The 15124-nt window shown below is 71.1% G+C and carries 14 protein-coding genes; 10 read left to right on the forward strand and 4 right to left on the reverse strand.

What is annotated here, in order from left to right; all coding sequences use genetic code 11:
- From ACGF8A_RS10220 to ACGF8A_RS10235, 4 genes are all read right to left on the reverse strand, one after another.
- Window positions 1-185: hypothetical protein (locus ACGF8A_RS10220; RefSeq protein WP_393106259.1), on the reverse strand; the 185-nt coding region annotated here is incomplete at its 3' end.
- A 336-nt stretch (window positions 186-521) separates the two neighbouring features.
- Window positions 522-1199: a LuxR C-terminal-related transcriptional regulator gene (locus ACGF8A_RS10225; RefSeq protein ID WP_393106261.1), complete on the reverse strand. Its 678-nt coding sequence runs from the start codon at window positions 1197-1199 to the stop codon at window positions 522-524.
- A gap of 106 nt (window positions 1200-1305) precedes the next feature.
- Window positions 1306-2670 carry a sensor histidine kinase gene (locus ACGF8A_RS10230; protein ID WP_393106263.1) on the reverse strand — a complete coding sequence of 455 codons (1365 nt, stop codon included), beginning with the start codon at window positions 2668-2670 and terminating at the stop codon, window positions 1306-1308.
- 416 nt (window positions 2671-3086) lie between these two features.
- On the reverse strand, window positions 3087-4277 hold the full coding sequence (locus ACGF8A_RS10235; protein WP_393106265.1) for a sensor histidine kinase: 1191 nt from the start codon (window positions 4275-4277) through the stop codon (window positions 3087-3089).
- Window positions 4278-4508: 231 nt separating this feature from the next.
- On the opposite strand from ACGF8A_RS10235, the gene ACGF8A_RS10240 reads away from it, so the two are divergent.
- From ACGF8A_RS10240 to ACGF8A_RS10285, 10 genes are read left to right on the forward strand one after another with little or no spacing between them, the layout of a single operon-like run.
- On the forward strand, window positions 4509-4916 hold the full coding sequence (locus tag ACGF8A_RS10240; RefSeq protein WP_393106267.1) for an NADH-quinone oxidoreductase subunit A: 408 nt from the start codon (window positions 4509-4511) through the stop codon (window positions 4914-4916).
- Window positions 4907-5563, forward strand: a complete 657-nt coding sequence (locus tag ACGF8A_RS10245) for an NADH-quinone oxidoreductase subunit B (RefSeq protein ID WP_393106269.1) — start codon at window positions 4907-4909, stop codon at window positions 5561-5563. Before ACGF8A_RS10240 ends, ACGF8A_RS10245 begins: the two co-directional genes overlap by 10 nt.
- Window positions 5560-7287: an NADH-quinone oxidoreductase subunit C gene (locus ACGF8A_RS10250; RefSeq protein WP_393106271.1), complete on the forward strand. Its 1728-nt coding sequence runs from the start codon at window positions 5560-5562 to the stop codon at window positions 7285-7287. The genes ACGF8A_RS10245 and ACGF8A_RS10250 overlap by 4 nt, the downstream gene beginning before the upstream one ends.
- Window positions 7284-8252: an NADH-quinone oxidoreductase subunit H gene (locus ACGF8A_RS10255; RefSeq protein ID WP_393106273.1), complete on the forward strand. Its 969-nt coding sequence runs from the start codon at window positions 7284-7286 to the stop codon at window positions 8250-8252. Before ACGF8A_RS10250 ends, ACGF8A_RS10255 begins: the two co-directional genes overlap by 4 nt.
- A 2-nt stretch (window positions 8253-8254) precedes the next feature.
- The gene (locus ACGF8A_RS10260; RefSeq protein WP_393106275.1) at window positions 8255-8929 is read left to right on the forward strand and encodes a NuoI/complex I 23 kDa subunit family protein; all 675 of its coding nucleotides are present in this window, start codon (window positions 8255-8257) and stop codon (window positions 8927-8929) included.
- A complete protein-coding gene (locus ACGF8A_RS10265; RefSeq protein WP_393106276.1) occupies window positions 8926-9537 on the forward strand; it encodes an NADH-quinone oxidoreductase subunit J in 612 nt (203 codons plus the stop codon). Before ACGF8A_RS10260 ends, ACGF8A_RS10265 begins: the two co-directional genes overlap by 4 nt.
- Window positions 9537-9929 (forward strand): NADH-quinone oxidoreductase subunit NuoK, encoded by a 393-nt coding sequence (nuoK, locus tag ACGF8A_RS10270; protein ID WP_393106277.1) that lies wholly within the window; start codon window positions 9537-9539, stop codon window positions 9927-9929. Before ACGF8A_RS10265 ends, nuoK begins: the two co-directional genes overlap by 1 nt.
- A complete protein-coding gene (locus ACGF8A_RS10275) occupies window positions 9926-11920 on the forward strand; it encodes an NADH-quinone oxidoreductase subunit L (protein WP_393106278.1) in 1995 nt (664 codons plus the stop codon). The genes nuoK and ACGF8A_RS10275 overlap by 4 nt, the downstream gene beginning before the upstream one ends.
- Before the next feature lie 6 nt (window positions 11921-11926).
- Window positions 11927-13501 carry a NuoM family protein gene (locus ACGF8A_RS10280; RefSeq protein ID WP_393106280.1) on the forward strand — a complete coding sequence of 525 codons (1575 nt, stop codon included), beginning with the start codon at window positions 11927-11929 and terminating at the stop codon, window positions 13499-13501.
- Window positions 13498-15021, forward strand: coding sequence for an NADH-quinone oxidoreductase subunit N (locus tag ACGF8A_RS10285; protein ID WP_393106282.1), 1524 nt, complete (start codon window positions 13498-13500; stop codon window positions 15019-15021). Before ACGF8A_RS10280 ends, ACGF8A_RS10285 begins: the two co-directional genes overlap by 4 nt.
- Window positions 15022-15124 lie beyond the last annotated feature (103 nt).

A 15124-nucleotide genomic window follows, 5' to 3' on the forward strand; every position in this document is an offset into this window, starting at 1 on the left:
CCGAACGACGCGGTCTCCGAGGTGAAACGGTCACCGGTGAGCTGCATACCGTCACCCGAGTCCCCCGCGAACCTGATGATCACCCGCTCCAGACGGCGGACGTCCTTGACGCCGGCCGCTTTGCGCTGCTCTCCCACGACCGCTCCGTCGGCGTGCTCCGCTGGGCTACTGACCTGGCTCGTCACTGAACTGGACCTCCTTCGAGGCGGCTGTCGGGACCGACCCCACAGGGTCCTCCCAGGACCAACCCTACGACTGCACGGCTCGCCATCCCTCGGCCATTTGCATGATGACTACCTGCCCGAGTAGCCCTCCGCCCCTCCCGTTCGGACGCACCGAGCGGTGTGGGGAAGAGGCAAGCGGGCCGGACGGCTTCCAGAACTTCGAGGCGTTCTAGAACTTCTACAACTTTAGAACTTCTACAACCTCTGGAGCCGGTAGAAACTTCCAGAACCTCCAGAACTTCCAGATCCAGAACTTCGAGTACTTCGAGTACTTCGAGAACTCATGACCTCTGGAACTCAGGAATTCAGATAGGTCAGCACGGCGAGGACCCGGCGGTGATCTCCCTCGCTGGGGGACAGCCCCAGCTTGAGGAAGATGTTGCTGACGTGCTTCTCGACCGCCCCGTCACTGACCACCAGCTGCTTGGCGACGGCGGAGTTGGTCCGGCCCTCGGCCATCAGGCCCAGGACCTCCCGCTCCCTGGGCGTCAGCCCGGCGAGTACGTCCTGCTTGCGGCTGCGGCCGAGCAACTGCGCCACGACCTCCGGGTCGAGGGCCGTACCCCCCTCGGCCACCCGCACGACCGCGTCCACGAACTCCCGCACCTCGGCCACACGGTCCTTCAGCAGGTACCCGACGCCGCGGCTGGAACCGGCCAGCAGTTCGGTGGCGTACCGCTCCTCCACGTACTGTGACAGCACCAGCACGCCGAGCCCCGGATGGGCCTTCCGCAGCTGCACCGCCGCTCTGACGCCCTCGTCCGTGTGCGTCGGCGGCATCCGCACGTCGGCGACCACGACATCGGGCAGGCCGCCCTCTGCGTCCAGCTCGGTGATGGTCTTGATCAGCGCCGCCGCGTCACCCACACCGGCGACGACGTCGTGCCCCCGATCGGTGAGGAGCCGGGTCAGGCCCTCCCTCAGCAGCACCGAATCCTCGGCGATGACCACCCGCACCCTGTCCTCCACGATCATCGGCCCCCCGTTTGCTCGACTTCGCCCCAAAGACCCGTCAAGCATTCCAGGTTTTGGAAGAGGGTGGGGTGGGTGCGGGGAGCCTGGTTGTCAGGTCGTCGGCGGCTCAGCCCCGCCAGGGCAGTTCCGCGGTGACCCGGGTGGGGCCGCCCACCGGGGAGTCGACCACCAATATGCCGTCCACCGCGTCCAGCCGCTCGGCGAGCCCGGCCAGCCCGGAACCGCCGCCCGCACCGGCCCCTGCCCCGCCCACGCCGTTGTCCGTGACCTGCAGCATCAGCCGGTCCTCCGACCGCCAGACGTCCACCGTCGCCGAGGTCGCCCGCGCGTGCTTGCTGATGTTCTGCAGCAGCTCGGAGACCGTGAAATACGCGATCCCCTCTGTCGCCGGCGCCGGACGGGACGCCAGGTCCACGTCCACCTGCACCGGCACCGCGCATCGTGAGGCGACCGAGGAGAGGGCGGCGTCCAGGCCCCGGTCGGTCAGGACCGCCGGGTGGATGCCGCGCGCGAGGTCCCGCAGCTCCTGCAAGGCCGTCTTCACCTCGCCGTGTGCCTCGTCCACCATGCGCGCCGCCGCCCGCGGGTCCTCGGCCAGCTTCTCCTTCGCCAGGCCCAGATCCATCGCGAGCGCCACCAGACGGGCCTGCGCCCCGTCGTGCAGATCGCGTTCGATGCGCCGCAGGTCCGCGGCGGCGGTGTCGACCACGACCCCGCGGTCCGACTCCAGCTCCACCACCCGCGTCGCCAGCCGCGACGGCCCGAGCAGCCCGTGCACCAGCAGCCGGTCCACCAGGGTCAGCGCCCGCACGATCCACGGCGTGGCCAGTGTGAACAGCAGGCCCACCAGCGCCGTCACCGTGATCTCGAACGGGTTGTCGAGGTAGATCTGGTGCGTCTCGTCGCCGTACAGCTGCAGCCCGTCCTGGCCGCCGTACATGGGGAAGACCCAGTACCAGACCGGGTAGGTCAGCAGCGCCCAGCCGTACGCCCAGAAGTTCACCGCGACGACGAAGGAGAAGACGGCCCACGGGAAGTGCAGCACCGAGTACAGCAGGTGTCGCCAGGACGTGCCGCTCTTGAGGACCGCGCCGACCCACCCCATCAGGCCGCTCTCGCGCGGCCGCAGCGGCTCCGGGGCGGCCACGTCGAGCCCGAGCAACCCGCGCGCCCGCGCCCGCTCCAGCGCGCCGAGCCCACGGCAGCCGGCCAGCCCCGCCGCCAGCACCGGTATCCCCAGGAACGTCACCAGCAGGCCCGCGCCGAGCGCGACCATCGTCACGGCGTACGTGAACATCAGCACGCTGATCGGCAGGCTGAGCAGCACATAGGCGAGCTCACGCCAGGTGCGGCCCTCGAACGGCGCCCGCAGCCCGGCCGGCAGCCTGGGCCGCCGTCCGGCGGTTCCCCGCGTACCCCGGTCGGACGTCCCGTTCCGGTGTCCGTAGCCGTGCCCGTACTCCGTGGCCATTGGCTTGGTCCCCGTTCTTCGTGGTCTGCAGCGTCTGCTGTGTTCGTGGCCGGTCTGGCCGGTCTCCGGTCTCGCCGGTCTGGCCGGCCTGTGTCCGCGGTGCCCGTTGGTGTTCGCGGTGCTAGCCCTAGCGGTGCTCTTGCGTGTCTGTGGTGTCTGTGGTGCCTGTGGTGCCTGTGGTGTCTGGGGTGTGTGGTGTCGGGTGGAAGCGCTGTCGTAGCTTCAGCCTGCTGTGTGCGGGGGCCACGGACCATGGAGGCCGTCGGCATCTTGAACGGGGGTTTTCCCTACCCCGAGAAGCGTGCGAAGCCGGGAACCGTGAGAGCCCCGAGAAGGCCGAGAACCCCTGGAGGCCGAGAACCCTGACAGCGCCGAGAACCCTGAGAACTCTCAGAACCCCGAGCACTCTCAGAAGCTCAGACCCGGCGGTCCCGCCACGGCAGTTCCGCGGTGATGACCGAGGGGCCGCCCGCCGGGGAGTCGATGACGAACAGGCCGTCGACGGCGCCGAGGCGCTCCGCCAGACCGCGCATTCCCGTGCCGCCGTCGAGGTCGGCACCGCCCCGGCCGTCGTCGGCGACCTGTATCAGGAGCCGCTCCTCGGCGCGCCACACGTCGACGGACGCGGACTTCGCGGCGCTGTGCTTGCTGACGTTCTGCAGCAGCTCCGAGACGGTGAAGTAGGCGATGCCCTCGATGGCCTCGGCCGGCCTGGCCTCCAGGTCGACGGTCACCTTCACCGGCACCGTGCAGCGCGAGGCGACCGAGGAGAGGGCGGCGTCCAGGCCGCGGTCGGTCAGCACCGCCGGGTGGATGCCGCGGGCCAGGTCCCGCAGTTCCTGAAGGGCCAGCTTCACCTCGCCGTGCGCCTCCTCGACCATCGCCGCCGCGTAGACGGGGTCTTCGAGGAGCTTCTCCTTGGCCAGGCCGAGGCCCATCGCCAGGTTGACCAGGCGGGCCTGCGCCCCGTCGTGCAGGTCGCGCTCGATGCGCCTCAGGTCCGCGGCGGCCGTGTCGACCACGACCCCCCGGTCGGACTCCAGCTCGGCGATCCGCCGCTCCAACTCGTCGGAGGGCGACAGCAGCCCGCGCACCATCGCCCGGTCCGCATTTGCCAGCCCGCGCGCGATGAACGGCAGTACCGGCCACAGCACGAACAGTGAGGTCAGCGTGAGAGTGAAGGTGAGGATGCCCCACGGCAGCCGAATGAAGTCGTACAGGGCGGTCCGCCAGCCCACCGGATCCTTCAGCGCCATCCACAGCGTTGGGAGGAGCCCGCCCGCGGCACGCACAGGCATACGGCTCGGCTCCTCCACGTGGACCCCGAGCAGCTTCCTCGCCCGTGCCCGCTCCAGCCGGCCGAGCTGCCGGGCACCCAGCAGACCCGCGGCGAGCAGCGGGAAGCCGACCACCGTGACGGTCAGGAAGACACCGGTGGACAGCACGGTGACGACGTAGACGAAGCCCACCAGGGCCATCGGCAGGTTCGCCAGGAGATGTGCGATCTCCTTCCAGGTGTGGGTGTCGTAGGCAAGGCGGGGCCGCGGCAGACGGTCCGTCTCCCGGTCGGCCGCCGCCGCGCTTCCGGGCGGGAATTGTTCGGTCACATGGGCCAGCGTGCCCGGCGGCGCGCGACCGCGCCATGAGGTGCACCGCCACGTTCCGCTGGGGAAAACCCCACCCCTGCCCCGCGAGGCGTGATGGGCTGCTTACCGCTTCTTTAACAGGCCCTAGACTCACGTTGCGTACAGATCGTCGAACGGCGGCATGACGTCGCCGGGCCGGAAGGCCGCCCGAACAGTCGTCAGGGTCGAGGCCAGGGGAGCGAGGGGACGGACGTGCGGGAACCGACCGTCGGACCGACCGCAGTCATCGCGGCGGACTACTTCCAGTCCTACTCGGTCGTCGGACTGCTCGCCGCCGTCGGCGTGCTGTTCGTGGCCATCGCCTTCGGCGCGGGCCGGCTGCTGCGCCCCGTCGCGCCCACCCCCGAGAAGCTTCTGACCTACGAGTGCGGTGTGGACCCCGTCGGGGAGGGCTGGGCCCACACTCAGGTCCGCTACTACGTCTACGCGTTCCTCTACGTCATCTTCGCGATCGACTCGATCTTCCTGTTCCCCTGGGCCACGGTCTTCGCCCAGCCCGGGTACGGAGCGACGACGCTCGTCGAGATGTTCATCTTCCTCGGCTTCCTTGCCGTGGGCCTGCTCTACGCATACAAGAAGGGTGTCCTGGCATGGACGTGACGCCAGAAACGACTCCTTCGGTGCCGCCGGTGGACGCGGGACAGGCCGGGCCCGTCGCTGAGCCCGTCCTGCTCCCGGAGCCGAAGCGCCTCGGCGCCCTCGCGCGCCTCGCCCCCGAGCCCATGAAGGTCGTCCTGAACTGGGGCCGCCGCTACTCGCTCTGGGTCTTCAACTTCGGCCTCGCCTGCTGCGCCATCGAATTCATCGCCGCGTCGATGGCCCGCCACGACTTCATCCGCCTGGGCGTGATCCCGTTCGCGCCGGGCCCCCGCCAGGCCGACCTGATGGTCGTGTCCGGCACGGTCACCGACAAGATGGCGCCTGCCATCAAACGTCTCTACGAACAGATGCCCGAGCCGAAGTACGTCATCTCGTTCGGCGCCTGCTCCAACTGCGGCGGCCCCTACTGGGACTCGTACTCCGTCACCAAGGGTGTCGACCAGATCATCCCCGTCGACGTCTACGTCCCCGGCTGCCCGCCCCGTCCCGAGGCGCTGCTCCAGGGCATCCTCAAGCTGCAGGAGAAGATCGCCCGAGAGTCGCTGGGGGAGCGGTACGGTGCCGCCCGGCCGTCGGCGGCGGCCCTGCGCAGTGGCCTGGTCCGACCGCCGGCCACCGGCGGTACCGGCACGGGGGAGGCCCGATGAACGGCGCCGTCGGCTGGCTTCCCGCCCCCGCCGAGAACCTCTTCGGTACGGATGCCACGGCCGAGGAGTCCTACGGGCAGCTGACCGTGGACGTGCCCCCCGCGTCCTGGACGGCCGCCCTGCGCACCGCCCGCGACGAGCTCGGCTGCACTTATTTCGACTGGCTGAGCGCGGTCGACGAACCGGGCACGGGCTTTCGCGTGGCCGCCCACCTGGTCGCCCTTGCCCCCGTACGCCGCCTGTTGATGCGCACCACCGTCCCGTACGACGCTCCGGTCCTCGCCTCCGCGGTCGACGTGTACGCGGGCGCGGCCTGGCACGAGCGTGAGACGCACGAGATGTTCGGCGTCGTCTTCCAGGGTCATCCCGCGCTGGACCACCTCCTGCTGCCGGACACCTTCCAAGGCCACCCTCTCCGTAAGGACTTCGTTCTCGCCGCCCGGGTCGCCAAGGCATGGCCCGGCGCGAAGGAGCCCGGCGAGTCCGAGCACGGTGGCCCCCGGCGCCGCCAGATGCTCCCGCCGGGCGTCCCCGATCCCAACGAATGGGGCCCCCTCAAGGGCCAACTCCCCCCGGCCCCCGCCCGCCCGGCCCGCGGCACCGCCCGCGCCGCAGGCGACCGCCCCGCGCGCCGGACCCGCACCACGGCGGAGGGCTCCGCCGGCCAGCCGGCTGCCGCCGGCACGCCGACCGAAACTCCGGCGCCGCCCACGGCCGGCCCCCGCCGCGCCCGCAGCGCGAGCGCGGGATCGGCCTCGCAACGCGCGGCGGACTCCGCCGAAACCCCCGCAGCAGCGCCCACGACTCCTCGTCGGACCCGAAGCGCGAGCCAGGGCTCGGCCTCCCAGCGCGGGGAGCGTCGCGAGGAGGGCGCTGAGGCTGCGGCGCAAGGCACGGAGGACGTCCCGCAGGAGGCGCGGCCCGCGAACGTGACGGAAGCTGCGGAGCGACCGGAGACCGGGGCAGGTACGGGTGCTGTCGAGGGGGCGGAGGCCGGGGCAGGTACGGGTGCTGTCGAGGGGGCGGAGGCCGGGGCAGGTACGGGTGCTGTCGAGGGACCGGAGGCCGCACGTACGGGTGCTGTCGAAGGGCCCGAGGCAGGGACAGTTACGGGAGCTGTAGCTTCTGACGATACGGCGGCTCCTGCCGGCCCGCGCCCTCGGCGTGCCCGCAGCGCATCACAGGGCTCGGCCTCGCAGCGCGCCGCCCGTGAACAGGGGACGGAGAAGCCCACCCGCCCGGCCACCCCGCGCAGCTCCGACGCCCCTTGGCACCACGCCCGCCCTGCCTTCGACGAGCCGGCCCCCGAGGACGGCGATGCGCCGGGACGCGCGGAGCCCGCACCCGGTCCGAAGGCAGATCCTGGACGGGCCGCTGGCCCCCAGGAGTCCCAGGAGCCACACAATCTTCAGGAGCCGAAGGATTCTCCGGAGCCGCGGCACCCTGCTCAGCCACAAGGCGCTCCGGAGCCACGCAACCCTCCTCAGCCGCAGGACTCCCCGGCGTCCCAGCCCTCCCCGGAGCCGCAGGACTCCCCGGCGTCCCAGCCCTCCCCGGCGTCCCAGCCCTCCCCGGAGCCGCAGGACTCCCCGAAGCCCCCGGCCCCGACGCCCCCCGCCCCCAAGGACTCCGACTCAAAGGAATCCGACCCGGAGGAATCCGCACCCGACGACCCCCCACCCTCCACCCCCACCCCCGAGGACCCCCCAGGAGGCCGACAGTGAACGACGTGCTCGACGTCGCTCTGCGACTCCTGATCTTCTTCGTCGTCTTCCTCACCTTCCCCTTGATCATCGGCCAGACCGAGCACAAGGTGATGGCCCACATGCAGGGCCGCCTCGGCCCCATGTACGCCGGCGGCTTCCACGGCTGGGCCCAGCTCGTCGCGGACGGCGTGAAGTTCGCGCAGAAGGAGGACGTGGTACCGGCGGGCGCGGACCGCCGTATCTTCCAGCTCGCCCCTGCCGTGGCGCTCCTGCCGTACCTGCTGGTCCTGCTCGCCATCCCCATCGGCCCCGGCGAGGGCGCGGTGGGGGTGCTGATCGACGCGGGCATCTTCTTCGTGCTCGCCGTCATGGGTGTCGGCGTCCTGGGCTCGCTCATGGCCGGCTGGGCCAGCGCCAACAAGTACTCCCTCCTCGGCGGCCTGCGCACCGCCGCCCAGCTGCTCGCCTACGAACTCCCGATGCTCCTCACCGCTGCCTCCGTGGCGATGGCGGCGGGCACGGTCTCCCTCACCGGCATCCTCGACGCCTTCGAGTGGTGGTGGCTGCCCTGGCAGATCGTCGGCGCGATCGTCTTCTTCGTCGCGGGGCTCGCGGAGCTCCAGCGCCCCCCGTTCGACATGCCGGTCGCCGACTCGGAGATCATCTTCGGTGCGTACACCGAGTACACGGGTCTGCGCTTCGCCTTGTTCCTCCTCGCCGAGTACGCAGGCATCGTCGTTCTGTGCGGCCTGACCACCGTCCTCTTCCTGGGCGGGTGGCACGGCCCCTGGGGCGCCGACGGCCTCGGCTGGGTCTGGACGCTGCTCAAGGCGGCCGCCCTCGCGTTCCTCGTGATCTGGCTGCGCGTCACCTACCCGCGGCTGCGCGAGGACCAGCTCCAGAAGCTTTCCTGGACCCTCCTCGTCCCCCTTTCCCTCGCCCAGATCGCCCTCACCGGCATCGTCAAGGTGGTGAACCAGTAGCCATGGCAGAGTCCCTCCCGCCCACCCGGCCACGCTTTCCCGGCAGCGGCCTCGCCAAGGGTCTGGCCGTCACCCTGCGCACGATGACCAAGAAAACCGTCACTGAGCAGTACCCGGACGTCCAGCCCGACCTCCCGCCGCGTACCCGCGGCGTGATCGGCCTGTTCGAGGAGAACTGCACGGTCTGCATGCTGTGCGCCCGGGAGTGCCCGGACTGGTGCATCTACATCGACTCCCACAAGGAGACGGTGCCCCCCGCCGCCCCCGGCGGCCGCGAGCGCAGCCGTAACGTCCTCGACCGTTTCGCCATCGACTTCTCCCTGTGCATGTACTGCGGTATCTGCATCGAGGTCTGCCCCTTCGACGCCCTGTTCTGGTCCCCGGAGTTCGAGTACGCCGAGACCGACATCCGTGACCTCACCCACGAGCGCGACAAGCTCCGCGAGTGGATGTGGACGGTGCCCGCCCCACCGGCCCTCGACCCGGGCGCGGAGGAACCGAAGGAGATCGCAGCCGCCCGCAAGACCGCCGAGAAGCTGGCCGCCACAGCTCAGGCCGCGCCCACCCCGGAGCCCAGCGTGCGCACCGAGCCGGCCGGGCCGTCCCGCCCGCAGGGCGCGCGGCCCGCCGGTCCGGAAAGCGCCGAGCCGACCGACCCCCAGGGAGGAGCCTCGTGACCCTCGCCGCGACCCAGCACGGATTCCTGTCCCCGACCGGCGTCGAGATCGCCTTCCTGCTCGTCGGCGTGGTGAGCTTCGGCTCCGCGATCGTCACGGTCACCACCCGGCAGCTGGTGCACGCCGCCCTGTGGCTGGTGGTCACGCTCGGCGGCCTCGCCGTCGAGTACCTCCTGCTCACCGCCGAGTTCATCGCCTGGGTGCAGGTGCTGATCTACGTCGGTTCCGTCGTCGTCCTCCTCCTGTTCGGTCTGATGCTCACAAGGGCCCCCATCGGCCGCTCCCCGGACGCCGACTCCGGCAACCGCTGGGCCGCCCTCACCGTGGCCGTCGCCGCGGCCGCCGCCCTGATCTGGGTCGTCGTCGACGCCTTCCGCACGACCTGGATCGACCTGGACGACGCCCCCGTCGGCTCCACCAAGGACACCGGCGCGGCCCTCTTCCAGAACTGGGTCCTCCCCTTCGAGGCCCTCTCCGTGCTCCTCCTCGCCGCGCTGGTCGGCGCGATCGTCCTGTCCCGCAAGGCGAAGGCCGACGCGGCGGCAGCCGGCGCTCCGAACGGCCCCTCGGCCCCCGGCAACCGGAGCGACGAGGGCGGTGCCCGCTGATGCACCTCGCCTACCCCGCCGTACTCTCCGCCCTCCTCTTCTGCACCGGCCTGTACGGCGTCCTGGCCCGCCGCAACGCGATCCTGGTCCTGATGTCGGTCGAGCTGATGCTCAACGCCGTCAACCTCAACCTCGTCGCCTTCGACGTCTGGCTCAGCAGCACCGCACAGGAGACCCTGCACTCCGGCCAGGCCCTGACCCTGTTCACCATCGCCATCGCGGCAGCCGAGATCGGTATCGGCCTCGCGATCGTCCTCGCCGTCCACCGCAGTCGCGGCACCTCGGACATCGACAAGCTCCGCGACACCGCCGAGGGCCAAGAGAACGACGGACCCCACGGCGAGGCCGGCGCGGCCGAGCCGGATGCCGAGAAGGCCGAGGCCGCCGCGTGACGACGACCACCCTCGCTTACCTCGTTCCTCTCCTTCCGTTCCTCGGCGCGGCCGCCGGGCTGTTCCTGGGGCGCACGGCTCCCGGGTTCGTCCGCCCCATCGCCGTCCTGCCGACGCTCGCCTCGCTCGTCCTCGCCGTGCTGGTCGCCGTGCGCCAGAGCGGCGACGAGGCCATCACCTCCGCCACCGAGCTCACGCCGACCGGCTCGATCCCCATCGAACTCGCCCTGTACATCGACGGCTTCGCCGCCCTCGTCGCCGTCCTGGTGGTGTTCGTCGCGCTCTGCGTGCAGATCTACTCGACGGGCTATCTGCAGGACGACCCGCGCTATCCCTCGTACGCCGCGCTCGTCTCCCTGTTCACCTCCGCGATGCTCCTCGTCGTCTACTCGGGCGACCTGATGGTGCTGCTGGTCGGCTGGGAGGTCATGGGCATCTGCTCCTACTTCCTGGTCGGGCACTACTGGGAGACGCCGGAGGCCCGCGCCGCCTCGATCAAGGCCTTCCTCGTCACCAAGCTCGGTGACGTCCCCTTCCTGATCGGCCTGTTCGCGCTCGCCGTGGACGCCGGGTCCTTCCGCATCACAGGAGTGCTCGGCGCGGTCGCGAGCGGGGGGCTCGACCACCCCACGGTGATCGCCCTGCTGCTCCTCGCCGGCGTGGCGGGCAAGTCGGCGCAGTTCCCGCTGCACACCTGGCTCCCCGACGCGATGGCGGGCCCCACGCCGGTCTCCGCGCTGATCCACGCCGCGACGATGGTCGCCGCCGGTGTCTACTTCGTCGCCCGTCTCCTTCCCGTCTTCCAGGCCTCCGCGGCCGCGATGGTCGTCCTGGCCGTCATGGCCGCCGTCACCATGGCCGGTTCGGGCATCGCCGCGCTCGCCCAGGACGACATCAAGCGTGTCCTCGCCTACTCGACGATCGGCCAGCTCGGCTACATGACCGGCGCGCTGGCCGTCGGTGACCGCGGCGCCGCCGTCTTCCACCTCCTGTCCCACGGCGCCTTCAAGGCGCTGCTGTTCCTCGCGGCGGGCGTGATCATCCACGCCGCCGGCACCAACTCGCTGGCAGCCATGTCCCGCATGGGCGGCCTGCGCGACCGCGTCCCGGACGCCTACTGGACGATGACCGTCGCGCTCCTCGCGCTCGCCGCCATCCCGCCCTTCAGCGGCTTCTTCTCCAAGGAGTCCGTCCTCGGCGCCGCCGAGCACGTCACCACCGGGCACACCGCGCACGTGCCCGGCGCCGCCGGCTGGATCGTGCTCGTCGCCGGACTGGTCACGGCCCTCCTCACCGCCGCCTACGCGATGCGCCTGTGGCTGCTCGCCTTCCGCGGCCACGGCCCCGAGGTACCGGACCACGGCAGGCAGCCGCTGACGATGACCGTGGTGCTGTGGGTGCTCGCCGCCCCGGCCCTGGCCCTGGGCGGACTGGCGTACCAGTCGCTGCCCGGCTGGTTCGACGGCGGTGAACTGACCCCGACCCTCACCACGTCCGTCCTGGGCACGGGCCTGGCACTGACCGGCGGCCTGCTCACCTACGCCGCCTGGCGGCACACCGGCGCACGCGCGGCCCGTGTCCCGCTCGGTGCGGTCGCCGCCCACCCGGAGGGCGACGCCGGGCAGGTCGAGGCCGAGGCCATCGCCACCCACGAACCCGCCTACGGCGACGTGGCGCACGCACCCGACCCGGCGGATCCCGGACGCCTGCTGCTCGGCCCGCTGCACGGGCACGCCGCCGTCGGCTTCCACCTCGACGCCGTGTACTCGGCGCTGTTCGTCCGCCCGGTCCAGGGCGGCGCCAGTCTGGTGCGGTTCCTCGACCGCGAGGTCGTCGACACCTACGTACGCGGGGCGGGCGCCCTGCCCCGCTGGCTCGGCGCCGCCGTCCGGCGCGCTCAGACCGGCAATGTGCAGACCTATGTGAGCGCGCTGCTCGCCGGCACCGTCGTCCTGGTGGTCGCCGCCGTCCTCGTCGCCACGGGAGCGTGAGCAGGCGTGATCGATATCAGCGAGTCCGTGATGCAGTTCCTTCTGGCGTTCGCCGTCGTCGGCCCGCTCCTCGGCGCCGTCGCGGCTCTTCTGCCCGCCCCGCCCGGGTTGAAGGGGAAGTCCCCAGAGCAGGCGGTGCTGCGGCACGGCGTGACCGTGACCGGCGTGGTTCTCATCGCCGCGATCGTCCTGGCGCTCGGCTTCGACCACGACCAGCCCTCGAAGATGCAGGCCAGCACGGACATCAGCTGGATCCCGGCACTGGACGTGCGGATCCACCTCGGCGTCGACGGCATTTCCCTCCCCCTTGTCGTCCTGACCGCGCTGCTGACCTTCCTCTGCGCGCTCTACTCGTACTTCAAGATGCCTTCGGGCCCGGCCCCGAAGGCCTTCGTCGCACTGCTGCTCGTCCTGGAGTCCGGCACCCTCGCCACCTTCGCCGTCCTCGACCTGCTGCTGTTCTTCCTCGCCTTCGAGATGGTCCTCATCCCGATGTACTTCCTCATCGCCCGCTGGGGCGGCGAGGGGCGGGCCCAGGCCGCCTGGAAGTTCATCCTCTACACGCTGCTCGGTTCCGTGGTCATGCTGCTCGGCCTGCTCCTGACCGGAATCACGGCGGGCACATTCGACATGGTGGCACTCGCCACTGACAACGGCCGGTCGCTGAGCACATCCGTGCAGGTCATCGCCGTTCTGGCGGTCGGGATCGGGCTGGCGGTCAAGACGCCGATGTGGCCGCTGCACAGCTGGCTGCCCGACGCCCACACCGCGGCGCCGACAGTCGGCTCGGTCCTGCTGGCCGGCGTGATGCTGAAGATGGGTACGTACGGGTTCGTCCGCATTCTGCTGCCGGTCGCGCCGGACGGATTCCGCACCTTCGCCCCCTACCTCGCCGCCTTCGCCGTCGTCGGGATCATCTACGGATCCCTGGCCTGTCTCGCCCTCGCCAAGCAGGGCGCGAAGGGCGACCTCAAGCGCCTCATCGCCTACTCCTCCGTCGGTCACATGGGCTTCGTCCTGCTCGGCATCGCCACGATGACTCCGACCGGTGTGAACGGCGCGCTGTTCGCCAACATCGCCCACGGCCTCATCACCGGCCTGCTGTTCTTCCTGGTCGGCGCGTTGAAGGACCGCACGGGCACCACCGACCTCGACGCCCTGGCCGACACGACCGGCGCGGCGCTGTACGGCAAGGCCCCACGCTTCGGCGGCCTGCTCGCCTTCGCCGCCGTCGCCTCCCTCGGGCTGCCGGGCCTCGCCGGGTTCTGGGGCGAGATGCTGGCGTTGTTCGGCGCCTTCCAGCCCGCCGCGGGCCTCAGCCGACCGGCCTTCCTCACCTTCATGGCGATCGGCGCGTTCGGCACCCTGCTCACCGCCGCGTACCTGCTCGTCGTGGTCCGCCGGGTCTGCATGGGCGTCGTACCGCAGGAGGCACCCAAGCTCGCCGACGTACACACGTACGAGTACGCGGCGTGGACCCCGCTGGTCGCCCTCACCGTCGTCGCAGGGCTCTGGCCGAAGGCCCTCCTCGGCCTGACCGACCCGGCCGTGCAGCAGCTCCTCGCAGGAGGCACCCGATGAGCTCCCTGGCCGAGTCGCCGGCCGAGTCCGTGGTCCAGTCCGTCGACTGGCTGGCCATCGCGCCGCCCACCGTCGCGGCCGTGACCGCCCTCGCCGTCCTGGTCGCCGACCTGTTCGTCGGGGACGCCAGGAAGGCGCTCCTCGGATGGGTTTCCGTCGCTGGTCTCGCGGTGTCCACGCTGATGCTGTTGCCGATCCTGGACGGGGACCGGTCCACCTTCTGCCTCACCGGCGACGCGGACGTGTGCAGCTACACGGCGGACCGGTTCACCCTCGTCATCCAGTTCCTGGTGCTCGGTGGCGCGCTCCTGGCGGCGCTGCTGTCCGTCACGGCCCTCAAGGACGCGCGCCGAGGACTTGCCGAAGGGGAGTTCTGGTTCCTCCTGCTCTCCTCCGCGGCCGGCGCCGCCCTGCTGCCGGCCTCCCGCGACCTCGCGACGCTGATCGTCGCCCTGGAGGTCGCCTCCCTGCCGGCGTTCGCCCTGGTCGGCCTCCGGCACGGCGACCGGAAGTCCTCCGAGGCGGCCCTGAAGTTCTTCCTGTCGTCGGTCACCGCGACCGCCGTCAGCCTCATGGGCATCAGCTTCGTGTACGCCGCGACCGGCACGCTCTACCTGACCCGGATCGCCGAACGCATCCAGGGCGTCGACGGGCAGCTGCACACCCTCGCCCAGACCGGCGTCGCGCTCACCCTCATCGGCTTCGCCTTCAAGACGGCCGCGGTGCCCTTCCACTTCTGGGTGCCCGACACCTATGTGGGTGCCCCGCTGCCGGTCGCGGCCTATCTGTCGGTGGTCGGCAAGGCCGTCGGCTTCTCCGGGCTGATTCTCGTCACGGTCATCGCCTTCCCGTCGTACGCCGACGTCTGGGGCCCGGCACTGGTGGCCCTGGCCGCCCTCACCATGACCGTCGGCAACGTCGGCGCCCTCCGGCAGCAGAGCACGCGCGCGTACAGCGCGGTCCGCCTGCTCGCCTGGTCGTCCGTCGGACAGGCCGGCTATCTCCTGGTGCCGATCGCCGCCGCCGCGTACTCCGGCAACCCCGAGCACTCGATCGGCTCCACGGTCGCCTACGCGCTCATGTACGCCGCCGTGAACCTGGGCGCCTTCGCGGTCGCCGCACTGGTGGGCCGTACGAGGTCCCTCAACCGCGTGAGCGACTACCGCGGCCTGTACGCCTCGAACCCGGTGACAGCGCTTCTGCTGGCCTTCTTCCTGCTCTGCCTGGCCGGACTGCCGCCTGGCATCATCGGTCTGTTCGCCAAGGTCACCGTCTTCTCCGCGGCCGTCGACGCGGGCCTCGGATGGCTTGCCGTGGTGATGGCCGTCAACGTGGTGATCGCCCTGTACTACTACCTCCAGTGGACGGCCCTGCTGTTCCGCGCCCCCGAGGGAGAGCCTGCCAAGCACCTCGTCCCGGCACCCCTCACTGCCGCCATCGGGCTGACCGCCGTCCTCGGCATCGGTCTGTCCGGGGCACCGCAGCTGATCCTTCGCTTCGCCGACACGGGGCTCTTCTAGGGGCGGCGCGGGCTCTTCGCAGGTTGCAGCGCGGGGCCTCCCGGACGGGCACCGCAGGGTTCTTCACGGAGCCCGTCCAGGGGTCACCACGGGGGTACCGCGC

Source organism: Streptomyces sp. NPDC047706, assembly GCF_043204795.1.
Classification (GTDB): Bacteria; Actinomycetota; Actinomycetes; order Streptomycetales; family Streptomycetaceae; genus Streptomyces.